General features: G+C 46.9%; 22 protein-coding genes. 12 read left to right on the top strand and 10 right to left on the bottom strand.

Translation table 11 applies throughout. The annotated features are described in order from the left end of the window. Positions 1–17: 17 nt before the first annotated feature. Complete coding sequence (locus tag H9644_RS04145) at positions 18–1,043, bottom strand: sensor domain-containing diguanylate cyclase (protein ID WP_191773376.1); 1,026 nt, start codon at positions 1,041–1,043, stop codon at positions 18–20. 184 nt (positions 1,044–1,227) lie between these two features. On the opposite strand from H9644_RS04145, the gene H9644_RS04140 reads away from it, so the two are divergent. After that, on the top strand, positions 1,228–1,482 hold the full coding sequence (locus H9644_RS04140; protein WP_191773374.1) for a putative hemolysin: 255 nt from the start codon (positions 1,228–1,230) through the stop codon (positions 1,480–1,482). A 21-nt stretch (positions 1,483–1,503) separates the two neighbouring features. On the opposite strand, the gene H9644_RS04135 is transcribed toward H9644_RS04140, so the two are convergent. Further along, on the bottom strand, positions 1,504–1,851 hold the full coding sequence (locus tag H9644_RS04135) for a DUF488 domain-containing protein (RefSeq protein ID WP_191773371.1): 348 nt from the start codon (positions 1,849–1,851) through the stop codon (positions 1,504–1,506). 81 nt (positions 1,852–1,932) lie between these two features. Further along, positions 1,933–2,379, bottom strand: coding sequence for a DUF441 domain-containing protein (locus tag H9644_RS04130; RefSeq protein ID WP_130223473.1), 447 nt, complete (start codon positions 2,377–2,379; stop codon positions 1,933–1,935). Between the two features lie 169 nt (positions 2,380–2,548). Between H9644_RS04130 and yoaI the strand changes: the two genes are divergently transcribed. Then, positions 2,549–2,653, top strand: coding sequence for a small membrane protein YoaI (gene yoaI / locus H9644_RS04125; RefSeq protein WP_064529215.1), 105 nt, complete (start codon positions 2,549–2,551; stop codon positions 2,651–2,653). Here the strand turns inward: yoaI and yeaK are convergent, their stop codons facing one another. The 5 genes from yeaK to yeaG all read right to left on the bottom strand — a co-directional run bounded on the left by yeaK (position 2,654) and on the right by yeaG (position 9,822). Then, positions 2,654–3,157, bottom strand: coding sequence for a mischarged aminoacyl-tRNA deacylase (gene yeaK, locus H9644_RS04120; protein WP_064529214.1), 504 nt, complete (start codon positions 3,155–3,157; stop codon positions 2,654–2,656). It lies immediately after the preceding gene. A 42-nt stretch (positions 3,158–3,199) separates the two neighbouring features. Then, positions 3,200–4,690 carry a diguanylate cyclase DgcJ gene (gene dgcJ / locus H9644_RS04115; protein WP_064529213.1) on the bottom strand — a complete coding sequence of 497 codons (1,491 nt, stop codon included), beginning with the start codon at positions 4,688–4,690 and terminating at the stop codon, positions 3,200–3,202. Between the two features lie 180 nt (positions 4,691–4,870). Continuing rightward, complete coding sequence (locus tag H9644_RS04110; RefSeq protein WP_105289077.1) at positions 4,871–6,346, bottom strand: sensor domain-containing diguanylate cyclase; 1,476 nt, start codon at positions 6,344–6,346, stop codon at positions 4,871–4,873. A gap of 146 nt (positions 6,347–6,492) precedes the next feature. Continuing rightward, complete coding sequence (locus H9644_RS04105) at positions 6,493–7,776, bottom strand: YeaH/YhbH family protein (protein WP_064529212.1); 1,284 nt, start codon at positions 7,774–7,776, stop codon at positions 6,493–6,495. A 111-nt stretch (positions 7,777–7,887) separates the two neighbouring features. Continuing rightward, positions 7,888–9,822 carry a protein kinase YeaG gene (gene yeaG / locus H9644_RS04100; RefSeq protein WP_064529211.1) on the bottom strand — a complete coding sequence of 645 codons (1,935 nt, stop codon included), beginning with the start codon at positions 9,820–9,822 and terminating at the stop codon, positions 7,888–7,890. A 435-nt stretch (positions 9,823–10,257) separates the two neighbouring features. Here yeaG and mipA point away from each other — a divergent pair, with 435 nt between their 5' ends. Continuing rightward, on the top strand, positions 10,258–11,004 hold the full coding sequence (gene mipA / locus H9644_RS04095) for a scaffolding protein MipA (RefSeq protein ID WP_191773369.1): 747 nt from the start codon (positions 10,258–10,260) through the stop codon (positions 11,002–11,004). Positions 11,005–11,093: 89 nt separating this feature from the next. Beyond that, positions 11,094–11,948, top strand: a complete 855-nt coding sequence (locus H9644_RS04090; protein ID WP_064529209.1) for an aldo/keto reductase — start codon at positions 11,094–11,096, stop codon at positions 11,946–11,948. Between the two features lie 48 nt (positions 11,949–11,996). Here H9644_RS04090 and H9644_RS04085 read toward each other — a convergent pair whose 3' ends face one another. Both H9644_RS04085 and gapA read right to left on the bottom strand, forming a co-directional pair. Then, on the bottom strand, positions 11,997–12,881 hold the full coding sequence (locus H9644_RS04085; RefSeq protein WP_064529208.1) for a D-hexose-6-phosphate mutarotase: 885 nt from the start codon (positions 12,879–12,881) through the stop codon (positions 11,997–11,999). An 83-nt stretch (positions 12,882–12,964) separates the two neighbouring features. Continuing rightward, positions 12,965–13,960, bottom strand: coding sequence for a glyceraldehyde-3-phosphate dehydrogenase (gene gapA, locus H9644_RS04080; RefSeq protein WP_000153502.1), 996 nt, complete (start codon positions 13,958–13,960; stop codon positions 12,965–12,967). Between the two features lie 341 nt (positions 13,961–14,301). On the opposite strand from gapA, the gene msrB reads away from it, so the two are divergent. From msrB to ydjG, 8 genes are all read left to right on the top strand, one after another. After that, complete coding sequence (gene msrB / locus H9644_RS04075; protein WP_191773366.1) at positions 14,302–14,715, top strand: peptide-methionine (R)-S-oxide reductase MsrB; 414 nt, start codon at positions 14,302–14,304, stop codon at positions 14,713–14,715. A 41-nt stretch (positions 14,716–14,756) separates the two neighbouring features. Further along, positions 14,757–15,029 carry a YeaC family protein gene (locus H9644_RS04070; protein ID WP_064529206.1) on the top strand — a complete coding sequence of 91 codons (273 nt, stop codon included), beginning with the start codon at positions 14,757–14,759 and terminating at the stop codon, positions 15,027–15,029. A 360-nt stretch (positions 15,030–15,389) separates the two neighbouring features. After that, positions 15,390–16,466, top strand: a complete 1,077-nt coding sequence (locus H9644_RS04065; protein WP_191773364.1) for a zinc-binding dehydrogenase — start codon at positions 15,390–15,392, stop codon at positions 16,464–16,466. 26 nt (positions 16,467–16,492) lie between these two features. After that, positions 16,493–17,872: an MFS transporter gene (locus tag H9644_RS04060; protein ID WP_191773362.1), complete on the top strand. Its 1,380-nt coding sequence runs from the start codon at positions 16,493–16,495 to the stop codon at positions 17,870–17,872. A 15-nt stretch (positions 17,873–17,887) separates the two neighbouring features. After that, positions 17,888–18,931: an NAD(P)-dependent alcohol dehydrogenase gene (locus H9644_RS04055; RefSeq protein ID WP_191773360.1), complete on the top strand. Its 1,044-nt coding sequence runs from the start codon at positions 17,888–17,890 to the stop codon at positions 18,929–18,931. 20 nt (positions 18,932–18,951) lie between these two features. After that, positions 18,952–19,788: a ketose-bisphosphate aldolase gene (locus H9644_RS04050; RefSeq protein ID WP_191773358.1), complete on the top strand. Its 837-nt coding sequence runs from the start codon at positions 18,952–18,954 to the stop codon at positions 19,786–19,788. A gap of 4 nt (positions 19,789–19,792) precedes the next feature. Further along, entirely contained in the window at positions 19,793–20,740 is a 948-nt protein-coding gene (locus H9644_RS04045) for a carbohydrate kinase family protein (RefSeq protein WP_191773356.1), read from the top strand. Positions 20,741–20,749: 9 nt separating this feature from the next. Next, the gene (gene ydjG, locus H9644_RS04040; RefSeq protein ID WP_191773354.1) at positions 20,750–21,730 is read left to right on the top strand and encodes an NADH-dependent methylglyoxal reductase; all 981 of its coding nucleotides are present in this window, start codon (positions 20,750–20,752) and stop codon (positions 21,728–21,730) included. The last annotated feature ends 21 nt before the right edge of the window (positions 21,731–21,751 follow it).

The raw sequence follows: 21,751 nt of genomic DNA, 5'->3' as shown, positions 1-21,751 counted from the left end.
AAGGATGTGAATACGCCTCAGGAATCCAGAGCTGAATGCGCGACAAAAGGTTTTTTCACTTTGTGTTTTTTCTCCTGGTACATTGCAATATCGGCAGCATGCAGGGCGCTGTCGACATCGGTTGTTTCAGAATCCACTTCAATAATGCCAAGGCTGGCGCCAGGATAAAACAAGTCAACATCACCTAAGTGATATTCACCGCATATTTGCTGTTGAATACGCTCACGCAATGACTGGATATCGGCATTTTCATCGGCCAGCAAAGCGACCAAAAATTCATCACCGCCGAGACGACCAATAATCTCGCTATTCTGATGTAGTGTGTTAAGGCGCTGGCCAACCTGAATAAGAAACAGATCGCCGATATTATGTCCAAAACGGTCATTGATTAATTTGAAGTTATCAAGGTCAATGAAGGCAATAATCGCTTTACGCTTCAGATGCCGCGCGAGAGAAAAAAGTGTTGTCAGATTATCAAAAATTGCCCTTCGATTCGGCAACCCCGTCAGAGAATCAGTATAGGATTGCGCAATCAACGCCGCATTAGCTGCACGCAATTGCTCAACCAGCGCCTCTTTTTGGATGTATTGCGTAATAAGCCCGGCGAATAGGTGCAAAACTTGCTCCGCGCGCTCGCTCCACGGGCGTTTCTCGCTGCTGGCGGCGCAAAGCGTGCCGTAGAATGAGCCATCCGGTAAGTGAATCGGCGTGCTCAGAAATGTCGTGATCCCAAGATTGCGTGCCGCAATGCAGTCGCCCCAACGCTCAGGGACTTCATCGCTGAAAAAACAGTTCTCATCAATTGCGCGTTTGCACAATGAATGATCCCAGGAAACGGTAAAATTCTCCGGGATGTGCATTTTTTGGCTATTACGGGCAAACAAAATGTGTTGCAGGCGCGCGTCAATATCCACTTTTGTCAGATACGTCGACTCCATGTCGGTAACCATTTCCAGCATCTCCAGAAGTTGCCGAACCAGACTTTCCAGAGAATGTTCTGAGGCGAGTGACTGCGAGACGCGGGCAATGATCTGATCTGACACGAAAGAACTCCAGGATGCTGCAGGTAAAATGCTGATTATTTAATCTTTACAGGCATGATAAAACATCATCAACGAAGATGAAACTAGCCGTAATATATTTTAAGTGAATATAAAAGAAATAGTGCTGCAAAACAAAGCGATACCGCGATATTCTAAAGCGTAGATAAACGTGCGAGATCACTATATGAAAATTATCCGTTTTGCTCTGCCTTGCCTGCTAATGCTGGCGGGGTGTTCAACCACTTCTCAGCCCGATGCACCTGAACCGCCACATGTTGGAATGGCTAATCCTGCATCGGTCTACTGCCAGCAAAAGGGTGGTGTGCTTATTCCGGTACAAACAGCGCAAGGGGTCAGCAACAATTGCAAATTACCTGGCGGTGAAACGATTGATGAATGGGCATTATGGCGGAGGGATCATCCGGCTGAAAGAAAATAACAACCGGATGCCGGGCTGGAATCACAAACTGCGTAGCCAATCGGCCAGCACCAGCGCATGGTTTTGCGTGGTATTTTTTGCCGAATAAAGTAGGGTTAGTGTTTGCTGGCGGGCAATATCCGCCAGTCGTTTCCCTTCTTGTTCATGCTGCGCCAGTTCTGCAATATATTGTTCGCGAAAGGTTTCAAAATCGATCACTTCGCCGTGAAAGGCTTTGCGTAGTTCCGTTGAAGGTGTGATGGTTTTGTCCCATTCATCAAGCGCTAAATCTGTTTTCTTGATACCACGCGGCCAGAGACGATCGACCAGTACGCGATAACCATCGCCTTGTTCAGCCGGATCATAGACGCGTTTACACTGAATATTCATCGTGTTTGTTCTCCCTTTCACGCAACATTGCCACGCCACTATAACACTTTGTTTTTATGGCTATGGCGACTGCGGCAAAAACTACTGCTTACCAATAATCAGCGAAACCAGGCCAGCAGCAATAAGCGGGCCGACGGGTACACCGCGAAAAAGCGCTACGCCTAAAACCGTACCCATCAGCAATCCGGCTACCAGTTGTGGTTGACTACCCATCAACGTTACGCCGCGCCCGCCAAGCCAGGAAACAATCACGCCTACGGCAATCGCGACTAATGATTTCCAGTTCAGAAACGAGTGAACAAGTGTCGATGGTGGCAGGGTCCCGCTGGCGATTGGGGCCATAACACCGATGGTGAGAATAATTATCCCGATGCTCAACCCTTGTTTTTCAATCCAGGGGAAAAAGGTGCTCAACGGTGTGACACGGACAATGATCAACACCAGAATTGAAACGGCGACAGTGGTGTTGTGGCTGATAAAGCCCAGCGCAGCTAATCCGAGGAGGATTAACAAAGTGACATCAAACATCGTGGTTTCCTTGCCAAAAAATAATTACTCCCTGTACTTTACGCTTGCTGAGTGCAGGAATCAGACATTAATTACACTTTTTGCATCAAAAATAGGGAGAATTGTCATCAAACTGCCATTTGGTTACGCTAACAATAACGTGAAAACAGTTATCTCCAGGGGTAAAACCATGAACGATCAAATGTTCATTGAGACACTGATTATCACGTCATCGTTTTTTGCCATTGCGGTTGTGCTGGTACTGTCAGTTTTGCTACTTGAACGTACCGGCTAGTTATACAGTACGGCGGAAATGGATCAGCTCTGGTTGCGCAATGCGTAAATAATCTGCGGTGTTAAGAATAACGGATTTATCCAGCATGCCCGCGTTGAAGGCAATTTCTTCGAATCGCTCGAAGAGTAGTGGATCGGCAACCAGTTTGAGTTTGGGGTGGAAGCTGAAAGGCGGGATGGCGCCAAAAACGCAGCCAGTGAGTTCATCGACCTCCGCCGGGCTGGCAAGCGAGGCGCGTAACCCGCCAATGTGACTGGCGAGTTGGCTCAGATCGGCCTGCTGATCGGCAGGAAGTATCGCTAATACATGTTGATTAACGCCATTTCCTTTCACTTTACACACCAGCGCCTTGGCGCCCTGACCCAAAGCAGTGCCGCGAATTTCTGACACTGCTTCACATTTGCCCACAGCTTCGTGGGTGACGATGCGGAAGTTAGCGCCTTCTTGTGATAATAAAGCGATTAAGCGCTGATGCGTCACGCTTCCTTTAGCCATTTCGGTCATTTCACGCTCCTGGGTTTATAACTAAACAACCACAGAAGATTATCATGAACTGCTGTTTTTGTTCTGTTTATTGACATACAGACGTTCATCAGAAGCTTTGTAAGCATCATGTATCGTATCGTTTTCTTTCATCGCGTAAATGCCGGAAGAGAAGCCAATCTCTTTCTGTGGCGCGATATGTTGCAGGCGTTTTTCGATACGTTCAGGCAATTGCGCAGCAATTTGTGGCGTCGAATCGACCAGGATGATGCAAAATTCATCACCACCGAGACGGATAGCATAATCGCTTTTACGAATCGACTGTTTAATCGCCTGTGCTAGTAAAGTAATCGCTAAATCACCTTCCTGATGACCCAGTGTGTCGTTAATTTGCTTTAACTTGTCCATGTCAATAGCAATAAACATGACTGCAGAACCAGCCTGAACCAGGCGTTGCAAGCGTTGCTGCAACTCAGGAGTCAATATTTTGCGGTTATACAATCCGGTCATCGCATCGCTGATATTTTCGCGAGTCACGTTTTGGTACAAGCGAAAGTGCATGCGTACCATATTCAGTAATATCAATGCCGTCAGCAGCCAGAAGACAACGCTTTTCCATGAAGACGTAATAAAGTAAAGAATATCAATGGATAATGTGACGCGAATTCCGCCAGGTAAGTCATGGACGTAACTGACGTACTGAAACAGATTGTCTTCACTCTGGTTGATAATAATGTCCCGGCCCGAATCTACATCGGTAAGCGTAACATTGAGAAAACGCCAGAGAAGAGGGCGGTCATGAGTGTAAAAGATATTCCGCAGATTGTTTTTATTGATATCCAGCAGCACAATCCCTTTAAGTTGACCCGCGAGATAAACCGGCGTCAGCAAGCTCATTACATTCTGTTTAGTACGCTGATCCTGGTAAATGCTCGATAACACCGTGCGACCGGTAAACACCTTTTCGATATCTTTACGGTTAATGCCAATGCTTCCTGATTGCAAAAACGACCAGTTATTCATGGCGAAGTATTCAACATTGACCGGCTCATAAAAATAGACATAGCGGTCATTAAGATCGAGATAATAGTGAAATTTCTCTTCAGCCATCCCAAGACCGGAACCATATTCATCTTGATGGCGATTACCTTCCACCGCTTGATCAAATGCGGGTAATAGCGCTGCTGCTTCCACAATTGTGTCACAGTCATCGGATGCGCTCTGTAATGTCCCGCGTAAGCCAGAATAAGTATGGGCCGTCAGGTTTAGTCCATAAGTATTATTGGCTGATTCAAAAGCCTCGCAGATGGCTCGTCGCTGTTCTGGCGACACCTCTGGCTGTTTTGCTGCAAGTGCGCGCATTACATGTGCGGCAATACTTTGATTTTGATACTTATCGTAGAGAAAGGAGGAATCCGCTTTCTGGACGATATAGCGCAAGTACGCGCTCATCGCTCTGTCGCTGGCGACAAGTTCAAAAATAAGGAAGGAAGATGTCAGCACAATGACACTTGCGGCGATAAAATGCCGGAGCATTCTATGGGGCAATTTCATGATAAATGGCACTCCTTCGGTTAGTGAAATGAGAAAACCAGTTAAAGTTCGATTGCGGCCTGGCACAGGGGCGCTAATTATACTCATCTCTGTGCCGTTGGGGAGGAGAAATTTAGTGGTATCAGAAATTAATTGTATGCAAAAGCCACGCAAAAAGCATGGCTGTGAATATTTTTGCACTCAAAGACGATGAATAATCACTTTGTTGCCGCCCTCGTTTTTCGCCTCACGTAAGGCTTTATCTGCTTCTGTCATGACAAGCGAGATATTACGCGTATCACCAGTTGAAAAAACACTGCCAATGCTGATGGTCATTGGTTCAGGAGCATCATACCTGTTACTAAAGCCGGTCAGGAGTTCGACATTTTTACGGATACGTTCAGCAATGATTTTTGCCTGGGCAGCATTGAGTTCGGTAAATAGCAAACCAAATACTTCCCCCTCCAGGCGCGCTAAAATGTCATCCGGGCGGATACTTTGCTGGATAATATCGACAATTGAAACCAGCACTTTATCGCCCACATGATGCCCCCATTGGTCATTGATGCGTTTGAACTGATTAATATCTACCAGCATGATACAAAAATCCTTCACAACAGGTTGCGATAATAACGACTCTACGCTGTTGAAAAAGTAACGGCGATTATAAATATTGGTCAATACATCATGAACCGCCAGTTTGCTGGAGAGTTGCAGTTCCTGAAAAATATTATAAATCAGAAACGCTACGACAAACAGTTTGCTGGAAACTTCAATACCACGACTGATGTACCAGATGGTGTAATTGTATTCATCCAGAGTCAGCAGAAGTAAGTTACAGCAGAGCGATGCCAGACATAATAACGCTATTGAAGGCCAAAGTTCGCTTGCTAATCGTGTGCGCATGATAATAAAGAACAGTAAGCATGACCACAGACAAACCAAAATTTTTGTGTAATTAATTCCCCAGGTCGCAGAATGGCTATCCGGACAGTAATCTACGACGTATAAGGAATAGTCAGGGTTATAACTGCTCAGGTTGTGTGCCAGTAAAGGAAACAACATGAAAGGTATCAGTGCCAACAACAGGATGCAGTTTTTTTTCTTGTTGTTCGTTAGAATACTTTTGCGGTCATAACAGAAGAGAGCCAACGCGGTTAAGCAAATGAAACTTAGCTGGCGAAACAGATATAATATGGAAACATCATTTGATTTAGCCTGAATAAGTGTACTGTCACTGATAGGTTTATGAATAATGACAATGGTTTCAGTTAAATAGAAAATGCCACTTAAGAATGCAAGACTTAAAATGAGTGTTGGAAATACTTCACGGTTAGTAAAATATTTCATTAGCATGAAAAGAAAAATGACGGCATTAAGGAAGAACAAAGCCACAACAACCATCATATAATTCATCTGAGGGATGAGTTTTATATTGGCGTTTTCGTTATATAAGGTGGTAATGCAAAATAAAATTAATGTCAGCAGTAAGCTGAAGATAAAAAAGCTGTGTGCTTTTAGCTTTTGTGTACCCATAAAAATCATAAAAAGGAGAGCAATGTGAGTGTTCGATTTTATTGATGGCCGAGACATATAGTTTTGACCAGGATCAATTTTCACTATCGATAAAAAATAATTAAAGAATAACCCCGGGAAAATGCGTGTTAACCTAATCAATTTTCCGAATGATTGTTTTCTGGAACTAAATTGTGTAAACGTTGCGCTGTGATATTTAAAGCAATTGTAAGCTAACGTATATAATAAATGAAATAATTTACAGTGAGCTAAAAATCAGCCAGGTAATAATGACCTGGCTGATGGTGCTAGTCTTTAGCTGTTGCGTTTTGCTTATGAAACAGTTCACGGAATACCGGATAAATATCATCCTGATCGCGGATATGCTGCATCGCAAAGTTTTCGAAAGTAGATTGCAGATGCTCATATTCTCGCCACAATGTCTGATGAGCTCGACGGGTAATTTCGATATAGCTGTAATAACGAACAACCGGCAGTAATTTCTTCGCCAGAATCTCATGGCACAGCGGAGAATCATCAGCCCAGTTGTCGCCGTCCGATGCTTGTGCGGCATAGATATTCCACTGCGCCGGGTTATAACGCTCTTTTACCACATCATCCATCAGTTTCAGTGCACTGGAAACAATCGTGCCGCCCGTTTCTTGTGAGTAGAAAAACTCATGTTCATCAACTTCTTTCGCCTGGGTATGGTGGCGAATGTAAACGACTTCCACGTTCTTGTATGTTCTGCTCAGGAACAGATACAGAAGTATGTAAAAACGTTTGGCCATATCTTTGGTGGATTGATCCATCGAGCCAGAAACGTCCATCAGGCAGAACATTACTGCCTGGCTGGAGGGGTCGGGTCGTTTCTCGTAATTTTTGTAGCGTAAATCGAAAGTGTCGATGAAAGGAACGCGTTCAATTTTAGCTCGCAGTTCGGCAATTTCTTTGCGCAAGCGTTCCTCTTCCAGCAGTTGCGCAGGTTCAGTGTTGCTGATTATCGCTAAATCTTCTTCCAGTGCGTGCAGTTCCCGCCGCTTGCCCGCGGTCATCGCAGTACGTCGCGCCAGTGAATTTTGCAATGAACGCACCACGCTAATATTGGCCGGAACGCCGTTAGCGGTATAACCCGCGCGATGCGTTTTAAATTCGGTCAACTGGCGTTGCTGGTTTTGTTTCAGATTTGGTAAGGCCAAATCTTCAAACAGCAGATCGAGATACTCATCTTTCGAAATCTGGAAGACGAATTCATCCTGACCTTCACCGTCCTGGCTGGCCTGGCCCTGACCGCTACCAGAACCACCGCCACCGCCTTGAGGCCGCTCAATACGGTCGTTCTGTACGAAATGGTCGTTGCCTGGATGAACGCGATGGCGCAAGCCGCCACGCCCCTGATGAAACATTGGTTCGCTGATATCTTCCGTTGGAATGGAAACGGACTCGCCGCTGTCGACGTCGGTCACCGAACGCTTATTAATGGCCTCGGAGATCGACTGTTTAATTTGCGCTTTATAACGGCGTAAAAAACGCTGGCGATTCACCATGCTTTTATTTTTGCCGTTCAGACGCCGGTCAATAAACCAGGTCATATGCCCCCCGTACTGCATTTGCCAACTGTATGCTACGCCTGTGTTGCCGCCTGTCTGGCCCACGGTCGCTGTCGTTGTAGGCCCGGTGGTATCCGCACCGGGCCGTTGCTGTTAAGACGATTTACGTACACGCAAATACCATTCGCACAGTAAACGTACCTGTTTACGGGTGTAGCCTTTTTCCATCATACGGTCGACAAAATCGTCGTGTTTCTTCTGCTCGTCGGTTGAGGTTTTGGCGTTAAACGAAATGACCGGCAACAACTCTTCGGTATTGGAGAACATTTTCTTCTCAATGACCGTGCGCAGTTTTTCGTAACTGGTCCAGTTCGGATTGCGTCCGCTGTTATTCGCTCTGGCACGCAGTACAAAGTTGACGATCTCGTTGCGGAAATCTTTCGGATTGCTGATCCCCGCCGGTTTTTCGATTTTCTCCAGCTCGGCGTTCAGCGACTCGCGATCAAACAGCTGACCGGTATCCGGGTCGCGATACTCCTGGTCCTGAATCCAGAAATCCGCATAGGTGACATAACGGTCGAAAATGTTCTGTCCATATTCAGAATAGGATTCAAGATAGGCCGTCTGGATCTCTTTACCGATAAATTCGGCATATTTCGGGATCAGATAACCTTTCAGGAACTCCAGATAGCGTTCAGCCTGCTCTTGCGGGAACTGCTCGCGTTCAATTTGCTGTTCAAGAACGTAGAACAGATGAACCGGGTTAGCCGCCACTTCCACGTGATCGAAGTTGAACACGCGAGAGAGGATCTTAAACGCGAAACGCGTGGACAGACCGTTCATCCCTTCATCAACGCCCGCGTAATCACGATATTCCTGATATGACTTGGCTTTCGGATCGGTATCTTTCAGGCTTTCGCCATCATAAACGCGCATCTTCGAATAAATGCTGGAGTTTTCTGGCTCTTTCAGGCGCGAAAGAATGGAAAAACGTGACAATGTTTCCAGCGTGCCAGGTGCGCATGGTGCGTGAGTCAGTTCACTATGATTAAGTAATTTCTCGTAGATTTTGATCTCTTCGGAAATACGCAAGCAATATGGTACCTTCACGATGTAGACACGGTCGAGGAAGGCTTCGTTGTTTTTATTGTTACGGAAAGTCACCCATTCAGATTCGTTTGAGTGGGCGAGAATAATCCCGTTGAATGGCAGGGCGGAGATACCTTCCGTCCCGTTGTAGTTGCCTTCCTGGGTTGCGGTCAACAGCGGATGCAGCACTTTAATCGGTGCTTTAAACATCTCAACAAATTCCATGATCCCCTGGTTGGCGCGGCACAGTGCACCGGAATAGCCGTAGGCGTCCGGATCGTTCTGGGCGTGGTGTTCGAGTTTACGAATATCCACTTTCCCCACCAGCGCGGAAATATCCTGGTTGTTCTCATCGCCCGGTTCCGTTTTGGCAATGGCAATCTGTTGCAGAATAGACGGCCACACTTTGACCACGCGGAATTTAGTGATGTCGCCACCAAATTCATGCAGGCGTTTTGCCGCCCACGGCGACATAATGGTGCCAAGGTAGCGGCGTGGAATGCCGTACTCTTTTTCAAGGATCTGCGCATCTTCCTGTGGATTGAACAGACAGAACGGATGATCGTTAACCGGGCTTCGCTCACCGTTGGCGCTCAATACATAAATAGGCACGCGTTGCATTAATGATTTCAGTCGTTCAGCAAGTGACGACTTACCCCCACCCACAGGCCCCAGCAGATACAGGATTTGTTTCTTCTCTTCCAGCCCCTGAGCCGCGTGTTTCAGATAAGAGACAATCTGTTCAATCGCGTCTTCCATGCCGTAAAACTCTTCAAATGCCGGATAACGTGCGATGACCCGGTTAGAAAAGAGTCGAGAAAGTCTGGGCTCCTGGGCTGTATCGACCATGACAGGCTCACCAATAGCCATCAATAGCCGCTCTGCCGCGTTGGCATAAGCACTGCGATCTTGCCGACAAATGGTAAGAAACTCCTGCAGTGTGAACTCTTCGTCCTTGGCAGCTTCATATCGCTGGCGATAGTGATCGAATATATTCATGGTATGCCGTCCTTTCGTTTTTTAGCACAGGTTAAGAGCCGTTGATATGAATAGTAGAGGCTCCCGGAAGAGGTAAACTGAACGACGTCTCTTGCTAAAACACAGCAACTCTCATGCCATCCTGCCGACCGTGAGAACAACGTGCCCGGTGATACACCTTCAAAATTAAGCGTAGATGGCAATTGGGAAACTTGCCTGCACGGCTTTCTGAATTTCAATGGCATATCAACAACTCATCCATAAAAATTGCATAACTAATGTAAAGAATAAGGCCGCCAGTAACGCAGAATTCATTCGTCTGTAAGCACGGCGTCATCAGCGTCAGGAAAATTAAACAGTTACCTTTGGAAATGAAAACGCAAAAAGTTTGGGTTTCGTTGTATTGACGGGTAAACTTTGTCGCCCGCTAAACATTTGTTTAAGGAATGATTAATTGTGACCAAACTCAAACTTCTGGCACTTGGAGTGCTTATCGCAACGTCTGCAGGCGTAGCACACGCTGAAGGTAATTTTTCCCTGGGCGCAGGCGTAGGTGTCGTTGAACACCCTTATAAAGATTACGATACCGATGTTTACCCAGTACCGGTAATCAACTATGAAGGCGATAACTTCTGGTTCCGTGGCTTAGGTGGTGGTTACTACCTGTGGAATGACGCGACGGATAAACTTTCAATTACCGCTTACTGGTCACCGCTCTACTTTAAAGCCAAAGACAGTGGCGATCATCAAATGCGTCACCTGGATGACCGTAAGAGCACCATGATGGCAGGTCTGTCTTACGCTCACTTTACCCAGTACGGTTATCTGCGGACCTCTCTGGCAGCCGACACACTGGATAACAGCAACGGTATCGTCTGGGATACGGCCTGGTTGTACCGTTACACTAACGGTGGTCTGACTCTGACTCCAGGTATCGGTTTGCAGTGGAACAGCGAAAACCATAACGAATACTATTATGGCGTATCGCGTAAAGAGTCCGCTCGCAGCGGTCTGCGTGGCTATAACCCGAATGATAGCTGGAGTCCGTATCTGGAACTGAGCGCCAACTATAACTTCTCCGGTGACTGGAGTGTCTACGGTACTGCGCGCTACACCCGTCTGTCCGATGAAGTTACCGACAGCCCGATGGTCGATAAATCCTGGACTGGTCTGATTTCTACCGGGATCACCTACAAATTCTGATAATGCACCTTTCCAGGGCATTTTGTGCATAAAAACAGGGCGTAATGCCCTGTTTTGCTTTACGGTGGTGCAAAAACTGGGAGGACGCGATGCAACAGAAAACGATTCAATTTAGTGGCGATGTCTCACTGCCATCCGTAGGGCAGGGAACATGGTATATGGGCGAAGACGCCAGCCAGCGCAAAACCGAAGTTGATGCACTGCGTGCGGGCATTGATCTTGGTTTAACTCTCATTGATACCGCTGAAATGTATGCCGATGGCGGTGCCGAAAAGGTGGTTGGTGAAGCATTATCCGGCCTGCGTGATAAGGTTTTTCTCGTTTCCAAAGTCTATCCGTGGAATGCCGGCGGGCAAAAAGCCATTAACGCTTGCGAAGCCAGTTTACGCCGTCTCAATACCGATTATCTCGATCTCTATTTATTGCACTGGTCTGGCAGTTTCGCTTTTGAAGAGACTGTCGCGGCAATGGAAAAACTGATCGCCCAGGGCAAAATTCGTCGCTGGGGCGTTTCTAATCTCGATTATGCTGACATGCAGGAACTCTGGCAGGTGCCTGGGGGAAATCAGTGCGCTACCAATCAGGTACTCTATCATCTCGGCTCGCGCGGTATTGAATATGAACTGCTACCCTGGTGTCAGCAACAACATATGCCAGTGATGGCATACAGTCCGTTGGCGCAGGCCGGGCGCTTACGTAATGGCTTGCTAAAAAATGCGGTGGTCAACGCAATTGCTCATGCTCACAATGCCACTGCGGCGCAAGTTTTGCTGGCGTGGGTGATCAGCCATCAGGGAGTGATGGCGATTCCGAAAGCGGCAACTGTCGCGCATGTTCAACAAAATGCGGCAGTGTTGGAATTAACACTTTCAGAGGAAGAACTGACGATGCTGGACAAAGCGTACCCGGCACCAAAAGGAAAAACTGCGCTGGATATGGTGTGATTTGCTGTAATGCCGGATGCATGCATCCGGCACAGTAACTAACGCAAATTAACGTTTGGCAACGCGAATGGATTGCGCCAGATGTGAAGGTTTCTCTTTGGTGACTTTTTGATTTTCTGAGGCGTAAGCTGTTTCTACACAAACAAATGTTTTGTAGCCATCATCCGGCATATCGCCCATGCTGACTGAAAGCGCCGGTCCTGGGTTCCAGCCAACGACGTTCAGATGATGCTGGTGGCCTACGGTGATAATACGATTCAACGCTTCGTCATTAATCACACTGCAATCCTGGGCATTCAGATACACGCGGTCGGTACGATCCGGGAATGTCTGAATACCGTCGGTCAGTGCACCTTCTTTTGCATCATTCACTTTATCAATGTAGCGATCGCCCAGACCACTGACGCTCACCCCGGCAATATCGCCAACATTAAAGTAGGTATGCAGGGCAGAGGTGGTTTCAAATTCGCCATGTGATTCAAGATCGATTTCACAGGTTTTACCAACGCGGAAATGCGCTAATAGCGTGAAGTCGTGTGGCCAGTATTTTTTCGTTTCTTCGCTTTGAGTCAGTTCGAAAGTCACCGCCACGCCATTGGCATCTTCACTATGTGATTTCAGCGTCCACGGCAGATTACGGGCAAAACCGTGAGCAGGCAGACCTTGTTGTGCTGCCGGACCAAACCACGGCCAGCAAACCGGCACGCCGCCGCGAATGGCGACACCATTTTTAAACGGGGTATTGTTGCTCAACCACAGAACTTCTTCCTCACCAGCAGGTTTCCACGAGAGAAGATGAGCGCCCTGTAATGCAAAAGAGGCTTTTACCTGGGGATGATCGACCACAATAAGGTCTAGTTCATCCAGTTTACGACGGGAGAGGACGGGGGTAATTTGTTCGATGACCGGAAGGGCAAAAATTTTCTTAATCATGACGCAGTCCTTTAACTTCATTTCATCAGGTAAAAAAAAGAGCGACCGAAGTCGCTCTTTTTAGATCACAGTGTCATCTCAACTTATTTGGAGATGTGAGCGATCAGGTCCAGAACTTTGTTGGAGTAACCGGTTTCGTTGTCGTACCAGGATACCAGTTTCACGAAGTTGTCGTTCAGAGCGATACCAGCTTTAGCATCGAATACAGAAGTGCAAACTTCGCCGTTGAAATCGGTAGATACTACGTCATCTTCGGTGTAGCCCAGAACGCCTTTCATTTCGCCTTCAGCAGCAGCTTTAACGGCAGCTTTGATCTGCTCGTAAGTTGCAGCTTTTTCCAGACGAACGGTCAGGTCAACTACGGATACGTTCGGAGTCGGAACGCGGAACGCCATACCAGTCAGTTTGCCATTCAGTTCTGGCAGTACTTTACCTACAGCTTTAGCAGCACCGGTAGAGGACGGGATGATGTTCTGAGAAGCGCCACGGCCGCCGCGCCAGTCTTTATGAGACGGACCGTCAACGGTTTTCTGAGTAGCGGTGGTAGCGTGAACGGTGGTCATCAGACCTTCGATGATGCCGAAGTTATCGTTGATAACTTTAGCCAGCGGAGCCAGGCAGTTGGTGGTGCAGGAAGCGTTGGAAACGATGTCCTGGCCAGCATATTTGTCGAAGTTAGCGCCTTTAACGAACATCGGAGTGTTGTCTTTAGACGGACCAGTCATAACCACTTTTTTCGCACCAGCGGTGATGTGTTTACGAGCAGTTTCGTCAGTCAGGAACAGACCAGTTGCTTCAGCGACAACGTCAACACCAACTTCGTCCCATTTCAGGTTAGCCGGATCACGTTCAGCGGTAACACGGATTTTTTTACCGTTAACGATCAGATGACCGTCTTTCACTTCAACGGTGCCGTCGAAACGACCGTGAGTGGAGTCATATTTCAGCATGTATGCCATGTAATCAGCGTCTAACAGATCGTTGATTGCAACGATCTCGATGTCAGAACGTTTCTGAGCAGCACGGAAAACAATGCGACCGATACGGCCAAAACCGTTGATACCTACTTTGATAGTCATATATTCCACCAGCTATTTGTTAGTGAATAAAAGGTTGCCTGTAAAATTACAAAAACCTTACGCAGCGTCAAGCGGAATCGTGTCAATCATTGCGACAAATCAATCCTCTGCCTAAGCATTACGCGACTGACTTGCCTCACTCTTCCTTTGTGCCTGAAACCACATGAGGGCGGCGCCGAGAATTTTAAAGGGCAATTATGATAAAAATGTGATTTTCATCACGATTCAGGCGCTGCCATTTCGCTGAGATCAAGTTTAGGACAAATTTTTGCCAGTTGGTGTTAATGTTTTGTTAGAATTGGTCGTGTAATGTGAGCGTGATTAAAGTGAGATGTGAGCAAATGGCTAACAAACCTTCGGCAGACGAACTGAAAAACAAATTGTCCGAGATGCAGTTTTACGTGACACAGAATCACGGGACGGAGCCGCCATTTACTGGGCGCTTACTGCACAATAAGCGTGATGGCGTTTACCATTGTTTGATCTGTGATGCCCCTCTGTTTTACTCCCAGTCTAAATATGATTCAGGTTGTGGATGGCCGAGCTTCTACGAACCGGTGAGTGAAGAATCAATTCGTTATATCAAAGACTTGTCACATGGAATGCAGCGCATCGAAATTCGTTGCGGTAACTGTGATGCCCATCTGGGACATGTCTTTCCTGATGGCCCGCAGCCCACAGGCGAACGTTATTGTGTTAACTCAGCCTCTTTACGTTTCACCGATGGTGAAAATGGCGAAGAAATCAACGGTTGAAAAAACGATTCAGCAACTTATTCCACAGGAGCGGAAAAATCATGAATCTTGATGAAATGATCAACAGCATGACGCCCGAGGTTTACCAGCGTCTATCGACCGCTGTTGAACTGGGAAAATGGCCAGATGGTGTTGCGCTGACTGAAGAACAAAAAGAGAACTGTCTGCAACTGGTCATGCTGTGGCAAGCCCGAAACAATACAGATGCGCAACACATGACTATCGACACCAACGGTCAGATGGTGATGAAGAGCAAGCAGCAGCTGAAAGAAGATTTTGGTATTACGGCGAAGCCAATTGCTATGTTTAAGTGACGGCGTTATCCCCTTTACAGGTGATTAATAAAGGGGATTGCCTGAAATTCATTATCCAACCCCTCGTTGATTTCGTTTGTAGCTTTAACCCTTTCCGTACCATCAAGTCTGTATTAACACCCTAAATTTTTCATCCCTGGATCCTTTCTTTCGTTAAGTAGGGATCACGGCTGAATTTTCCTCTTTTGCGTTCCGCCTTCCATCAATCTGTAACCCATTCTCAGGTTTTCTGCGTATTTGTGATCTGAGTTGTAAAACGCAGATCATTATCTGTGTTTTACAGATTTAATGTTGACCTCAAATATTATGTGGGTAAGTATGATGGTCATCTAAGCAAAACAAAACACAGAGGATGACGCAATGAAAGCACTGGCTCGGTTTGGCAAGGCCTTTGGCGGCTATAAGATGATTGATGTCCCACGGCCCGTTTGTGGCCCGGAAGATGTGGTGATTGAAATTAAAGCCGCAGCTATCTGTGGCGCAGACATGAAACACTACAACGTCGATAGCGGTTCAGATGAGTTTAACTCGATTCGTGGCCATGAGTTTGCAGGCCGAATTGCGCAGGTTGGCGAAAAAGTCAAAGACTGGAAAGTGGGGCAGCGTGTCGTCTCAGATAACAGTGGTCACGTTTGCGGCGTTTGTCCGGCCTGTGAACAAGGTGATTTTCTGTGTTGTACAGAAAAAGTGAATCTTGGTCTGGATAACAATACCTGGGGCGGTGGCTTTTCCAAATATTGCCTGGTGCCTGGCGAAATCCTCAAAATCCATCGTCATGCGCTGTGGGAAATTCCCGAGTGTGTTGATTATGAAGATGCTGCCGTACTGGATCCTATCTGTAATGCCTACAAATCCATAGCTCAACAATCAAAATTCCTGCCAGGTCAGGATGTGGTCGTCATCGGCACCGGTCCTCTCGGGCTGTTCTCTGTACAGATGGCACGGATCATGGGGGCGGTAAATATCGTCGTCGTTGGTCTGCAAGAAGATGTAGCAGTCCGCTTCCCTGTAGCAAAACAGTTAGGTGCGACGGCGGTGGTAAATGGTTCTACCGAAGATGTCGTTGCGCGTTGCCAGCAAATTTGTGGCAAAGACAATCTCGGGCTGGTGATTGAATGCTCCGGAGCCAATATCGCACTGAAACAAGCTATCGAAATGCTGCGTCCGAATGGGGAAGTTGTGCGTGTTGGCATGGGCTTTAAACCCCTTGATTTTTCGATTAATGACATTACCGCCTGGAACAAAAGCATCATTGGGCATATGGCCTATGACTCTACTTCCTGGCGCAATGCCATCCGCCTGTTGGCCAGCGGTGCTATCAACGTCAAACCTATGATTACGCATCGTATCGGGCTGTCCCAATGGCGCGAAGGATTTGATGCCATGGTCGATAAAACCGCAATCAAAGTGATCATGACTTACGACTTTGACGAATAACTACTCTCCTGAAGGAACGTTATCGCATGGAACAGATAACAAAACCGTATTGCGGCGCCCGGCTGGATCGTTTACCGGATTGTCGCTGGCATTCCTCAATGTTTGCCGTCGTCGCTTTTGGCTTGCTTGTCTGCTGGAGTAATGCCGTAGGCGGCTTGATTCTCGCGCAGTTAAAAGCGTTGGGCTGGACAGATAATTCCACCACCGCCACATTCTCGGCAATTACGACTGCCGGGATGTTTCTCGGTGCGCTGGTGGGCGGCATTATCGGAGACAAAACCGGACGCAGAAACGCGTTCATCCTCTATGAGGCCATTCATATTGTCTCTATGGTCATCGGCGCTTTCTCGCCGAATATGGATTTCCTGATTGCCTGCCGCTTTGTGATGGGGGTCGGGCTGGGGGCATTACTGGTTACTCTGTTTGCCGGTTTCACTGAATATATGCCCGGCAGAAATCGTGGAACATGGTCCAGTCGGGTTTCATTTATTGGCAACTGGTCATATCCGCTCTGTTCATTGATTGCGATGGGACTTACACCGCTAATTAGCGCCGAGTGGAACTGGCGGGTACAACTGCTCATTCCCGCAATATTGTCGCTTATCGCTACTGCGCTTGCCTGGCGTTACTTTCCTGAATCACCGCGCTGGCTGGAATCGCGCGGACGGTATCAGGAAGCAGAGCAAGTTATGCGGAACATTGAAGAAGGCGTCATACGCCGGACAGGTAAACCCTTACCGCCAGTGGTTATTGCTGATGACGGTAAAGCGCCACAAACGGTGCCTTATTCTGCCCTACTGACGGGAGTATTACTAAGACGCGTTATTTTAGGCTCTTGTGTACTTATTGCCATGAACGTTGTGCAGTACACGTTAATTAACTGGTTGCCAACGATATTCATGACCCAGGGAATTAATTTAAAAGACTCCATTGTCTTAAATACTATGAGTATGTTTGGCGCGCCGTTTGGCATTTTTATTGCCATGTTGGTCATGGATAAAATTCCGCGTAAAACAATGGGTGTTGGGCTATTAATTCTGATTGCGGTGCTCGGATATATCTATTCACTGCAAACCAGTATGTTACTCATAACCTTAATTGGATTTTTCCTGATTACTTTCGTCTATATGTACGTGTGTTATGCCTCGGCGGTGTATGTGCCGGAGATTTGGCCGACAGAAGCTAAATTGCGTGGCTCGGGTCTGGCGAATGCAGTAGGGCGAATCAGTGGTATTGCTGCACCTTATGCCGTTGCAGTGCTACTCAGCAGCTATGGTGTTACTGGGGTATTTGTTCTGCTTGGCGCAGTTTCAATTATGGTTGCAATTGCTATCGCCACCATTGGAATAGAAACCAAAGGTGTCTCGGTTGAAAGTCTAAGTATTGAAACTGTGACCAATAAATAATTTTTAGGGGGAGAAATGAAAAATTCAAAAGCAATATTAGCAGTACCGGGCACCATGAAAATTATTGCTGCAGATATACCCGTACCCAAAGAAGATGAAGTTCTGATTAAAGTGGAATATGTCGGTATTTGTGGTTCGGATGTGCATGGTTTTGAATCAGGGCCGTTTATACCGCCAAAAGACCCAAATCAGGAAATTGGCCTGGGCCATGAATGTGCGGGGACGGTTGTTGCAGTGGGAAGCCACGTGCGTCAATTTAAACCAGGAGATCGAGTAAATATCGAACCTGGCGTTCCTTGCGGCCACTGTCGTTACTGCCTTGAAGGCAAATACAACATTTGCCCGGACGTTGATTTTATGGCGACGCAACCGAATTACCGTGGTGCATTGACGTACTATCTGTGTCATCCGGAGAGCTTTACTTACAAACTGCCCGACAATATGGACACGATGGAAGGGGCGCTGGTAGAACCTGCGGCGGTTGGGATGCACGCCGCCATGTTGGCAGATGTTAAACCAGGCAAAAAGATTGTCATTCTGGGCGCGGGCTGTATTGGTTTAATGACTTTGCAAGCGTGTAAATGCCTCGGGGCAACGGAAATTGCCGTGGTTGATGTGCTGGAAAAACGTCTGGCAATGGCGGAACAGCTTGGCGCGGCAGTGGTCATCAACGGCGCTAAACAAGACACTATTACGTGCTGTCAGCAATTTACCGAAGACATGGGCGCAGATATTGTTTTCGAAACAGCAGGTTCTGCGGTGACGGTAAAGCAGGCTCCTTATCTGGTGATGCGCGGTGGAAAAATTATGATTGTCGGCACTGTACCCGGCGATTCGGCCATCAACTTTCTCAAAATCAATCGTGAAGTCACCATCCAGACGGTATTCCGCTATGCCAACCGTTATCCGGTCACGATTGAAGCTATTTCATCAGGGCGATTCGATGTGAAATCGATGGTAACGCATATTTACGATTACCAGGATGTGCAACAGGCATTTGAAGAGTCGGTTAATAACAAACGCGACATTATTAAAGGCGTTATTAAACTTAGCGATTAATTAATACGGGAGAACGGAACATGCTAGCAGATATCAGATTTTGGGAAAATGATGCCACCAATAAACATTATGCTATTGCCCATTTTAATGTATGGAATGCCGAAATGTTAATGGGGGTTATCGATGCAGCAGAAGAAGCAAAATCACCGGTTATTATTTCTTTTGGTACGGGATTTGTCGGGAATACCTCATTCGAAGATTTCTCGCATATGATGGTATCAATGGCACAAAAAGCAACGGTGCCGGTAATTACCCACTGGGATCATGGCCGGAGCATGGAAATTATCCATAATGCCTGGACTCATGGAATGAACTCCTTAATGCGCGATGCATCGGCGTTTGATTTCGAAGAAAATATACGTCTGACCAAAGAGGCCGTTGATTTCTTCCATCCACTGGGTATTCCGGTAGAGGCAGAGTTAGGCCATGTAGGTAATGAAACGGTTTATGAAGAAGCCCTGGCAGGCTATCACTATACTGACCCTGACCAGGCGGCGGAATTTGTTGAGCGCACTGGCTGTGACTCACTGGCAGTGGCTATCGGGAATCAGCATGGCGTTTATACATCTGAGCCGCAATTGAACTTTGAAGTCGTAAAGCGTGTACGCGAAGCCGTTTCTGTTCCTCTGGTATTGCATGGTGCATCAGGGATCAGTGATGCTGATATTAAAACCGCGATTTCATTGGGTATAGCGAAAATCAATATTCATACGGAATTGTGCCAGGCCGCAATGGTGGCAGTGAAAGAAAATCAGGAACAGCCTTTCTTGCATTTAGAGCGAGAAGTCCGTAAAGCAGTTAAAGAAAGGGCATTAGAAAAAATCAAATTATTTGGTTCAGACGGCAAGGCGGAATGATGCAATGGATAATCTTGATGTTATATGTATAGGTGGCGCTATCGTTGATATTCCATTGCAGCCGGTCAGTAAAAAAATTTTTGACGTAGATTCTTATCCGCTTGAAAGAATAGCTATGACCACGGGGGGAGACGCAATCAATGAAGCGACGATTATTTCTCGCCTGGGGCATCGCACGGCATTAATGAGCCGCGTCGGTGAAGATGTCGCAGGACAATTTATCCTGGAGCACTGCCGCAAAGAGAAAATCGATATTCAGAGCCTGAAGCAAGATGTGAATATTGATACATCTATTAATGTAGGTCTGGTTACTGCGGACGGCGAGCGGACATTTGTCACTAATCGCAACGGCAGTTTGTGGAAATTGAATATTAATGATGTCGACTTTGCGCGATTTTCTCAGGCGAAGTTATTATCGCTAGCCAGTATATTCAATAGTCCGCTACTTGATGGTAACGCATTAACAGAAATTTTTACGCAAGCTAAAGCCCGGCAGATGATTATTTGTGCCGATATGGTCAAGCCGCGCCTGAATGAAACACTGGATGATATTCGCGAGGCATTGGGTTTTGTCGATTATCTGTTTCCTAATTTTGCCGAGGCAAAATTACTCACCGGGAAAGAGACGTTAGATGAAATTGCTGACTGCTTTCTTGAGTGCGGTGTAAAAACGGTGGTGATTAAGACGGGTAAAAACGGCTGCTTTATCAAGTGCGGTGACATGACGATGAAGGTGCCGGCGGTAGCGGGAATTACGGCTATCGACACCATTGGCGCGGGTGATAACTTTGCTTCGGGTTTTATTGCGGCACTACTGGAAGGTAAAGAACTGCGTGAATGCGCGCGCTTTGCCAATGCAACGGCAGCTATATCGGTATTGAGTGTTGGTGCCACCACCGGTGTGAAAAACAGAAAGCTGGTCGAACAATTGCTGGAAGAATACGAAGGGTAATGAAGGCAAATGAAAAAGATACCTTTAGGCACAACGAATATAACGCTTTCACAGATGGGGTTGGGAACATGGGCCATTGGCGGTGGTCCTGCATGGAATGGCGATCTCGACCGGCAAATTTGTTTTGATACAATTATTGAAGCCCATCGTTGCGGCATTAACCTGATTGATACGGCGCCGGGATATAACTTTGGTAATAGTGAAGTTATTGTCGGCCAGGCGTTAAAACAATTGCCCCGCGAACAAATTGTTGTCGAAACGAAATGCGGTATTGTCTGGGAACGAGAAGGCAGTTTATTCAACAAAGTCGGCGATCGTCAGTTGTACAAAAACCTCTCTCCGGAATCTATCCGCGAAGAAGTCGATGCCAGCCTGCAACGTCTCGGCATTGATTACATCGATATCTATATGACGCACTGGCAGTCAGTGCCGCCTTGTTTTACGCCGATTGCAGAAACCGTAGCAGTACTTAATGAACTGAAGGCCGAAGGGAAGATTCGTTCGATAGGCGCTGCTAATGTCGAAGCTGACCATATACGCGAATATTTGCAATATGGTGAGCTGGATATTATTCAGGCGAAATACAGCATCCTCGACCGGGCAATGGAAAACGAACTGCTGCCGCTATGTCGTGATAATGGCATTGTGGTTCAGGTCTATTCACCGTTAGAACAGGGGCTGCTGACAGGCACCATCACTCGTGATTACGTTCCAGGCGGCGCACGGGCAAATAAAGTGTGGTTCCAGCGTGAAAACATGCTCAAAGTGATTGATATGCTTGAACAGTGGCGGCCACTTTGTGCGCGTTATCAGTGCACAATTCCCACTCTGGCGCTGGCGTGGATATTAAAACAGAGTGATTTAATCTCCATTCTCAGTGGAGCAACTGCACCGGAACAGGTACGTGAAAATGTGGCCGCACTGGCAATCAACTTATCAGATGCCGACACATTATTGATGAGGAAAATGGCAGAAGCCCTGGAGCGTTAAAGTGAAATACGATTCACCTCT

The organism is Escherichia whittamii (assembly GCF_014836715.1).
GTDB lineage: Bacteria > Pseudomonadota > Gammaproteobacteria > Enterobacterales > Enterobacteriaceae > Escherichia > Escherichia whittamii.
Note: the sequence above shows the minus strand (reverse complement) of the source record. Positions and strands in the feature narration are given on the sequence as shown.

Coding starts and splice junctions, on each gene's coding strand:
- H9644_RS04065 (WP_191773364.1), top strand. CDS start 15,390: ATGAAAGCACTGGCTCGGTTTGGCAAGGCCTTTGGCGGCTATAAGATG.
- H9644_RS04140 (WP_191773374.1), top strand. CDS start 1,228: ATGAAAATTATCCGTTTTGCTCTGCCTTGCCTGCTAATGCTGGCGGGG.
- H9644_RS04070 (WP_064529206.1), top strand. CDS start 14,757: ATGAATCTTGATGAAATGATCAACAGCATGACGCCCGAGGTTTACCAG.
- yeaK (WP_064529214.1), bottom strand. CDS start 3,157: ATGACCGAAATGGCTAAAGGAAGCGTGACGCATCAGCGCTTAATCGCT.
- H9644_RS04055 (WP_191773360.1), top strand. CDS start 17,888: ATGAAAAATTCAAAAGCAATATTAGCAGTACCGGGCACCATGAAAATT.
- H9644_RS04085 (WP_064529208.1), bottom strand. CDS start 12,881: ATGATTAAGAAAATTTTTGCCCTTCCGGTCATCGAACAAATTACCCCC.
- H9644_RS04130 (WP_130223473.1), bottom strand. CDS start 2,379: ATGTTTGATGTCACTTTGTTAATCCTCCTCGGATTAGCTGCGCTGGGC.
- H9644_RS04060 (WP_191773362.1), top strand. CDS start 16,493: ATGGAACAGATAACAAAACCGTATTGCGGCGCCCGGCTGGATCGTTTA.
- H9644_RS04135 (WP_191773371.1), bottom strand. CDS start 1,851: ATGAATATTCAGTGTAAACGCGTCTATGATCCGGCTGAACAAGGCGAT.
- yeaG (WP_064529211.1), bottom strand. CDS start 9,822: ATGAATATATTCGATCACTATCGCCAGCGATATGAAGCTGCCAAGGAC.
- H9644_RS04090 (WP_064529209.1), top strand. CDS start 11,094: ATGCAACAGAAAACGATTCAATTTAGTGGCGATGTCTCACTGCCATCC.
- H9644_RS04050 (WP_191773358.1), top strand. CDS start 18,952: ATGCTAGCAGATATCAGATTTTGGGAAAATGATGCCACCAATAAACAT.
- yoaI (WP_064529215.1), top strand. CDS start 2,549: ATGAACGATCAAATGTTCATTGAGACACTGATTATCACGTCATCGTTT.
- H9644_RS04105 (WP_064529212.1), bottom strand. CDS start 7,776: ATGACCTGGTTTATTGACCGGCGTCTGAACGGCAAAAATAAAAGCATG.
- msrB (WP_191773366.1), top strand. CDS start 14,302: ATGGCTAACAAACCTTCGGCAGACGAACTGAAAAACAAATTGTCCGAG.
- ydjG (WP_191773354.1), top strand. CDS start 20,750: ATGAAAAAGATACCTTTAGGCACAACGAATATAACGCTTTCACAGATG.
- H9644_RS04045 (WP_191773356.1), top strand. CDS start 19,793: ATGGATAATCTTGATGTTATATGTATAGGTGGCGCTATCGTTGATATT.
- gapA (WP_000153502.1), bottom strand. CDS start 13,960: ATGACTATCAAAGTAGGTATCAACGGTTTTGGCCGTATCGGTCGCATT.
- dgcJ (WP_064529213.1), bottom strand. CDS start 4,690: ATGAAATTGCCCCATAGAATGCTCCGGCATTTTATCGCCGCAAGTGTC.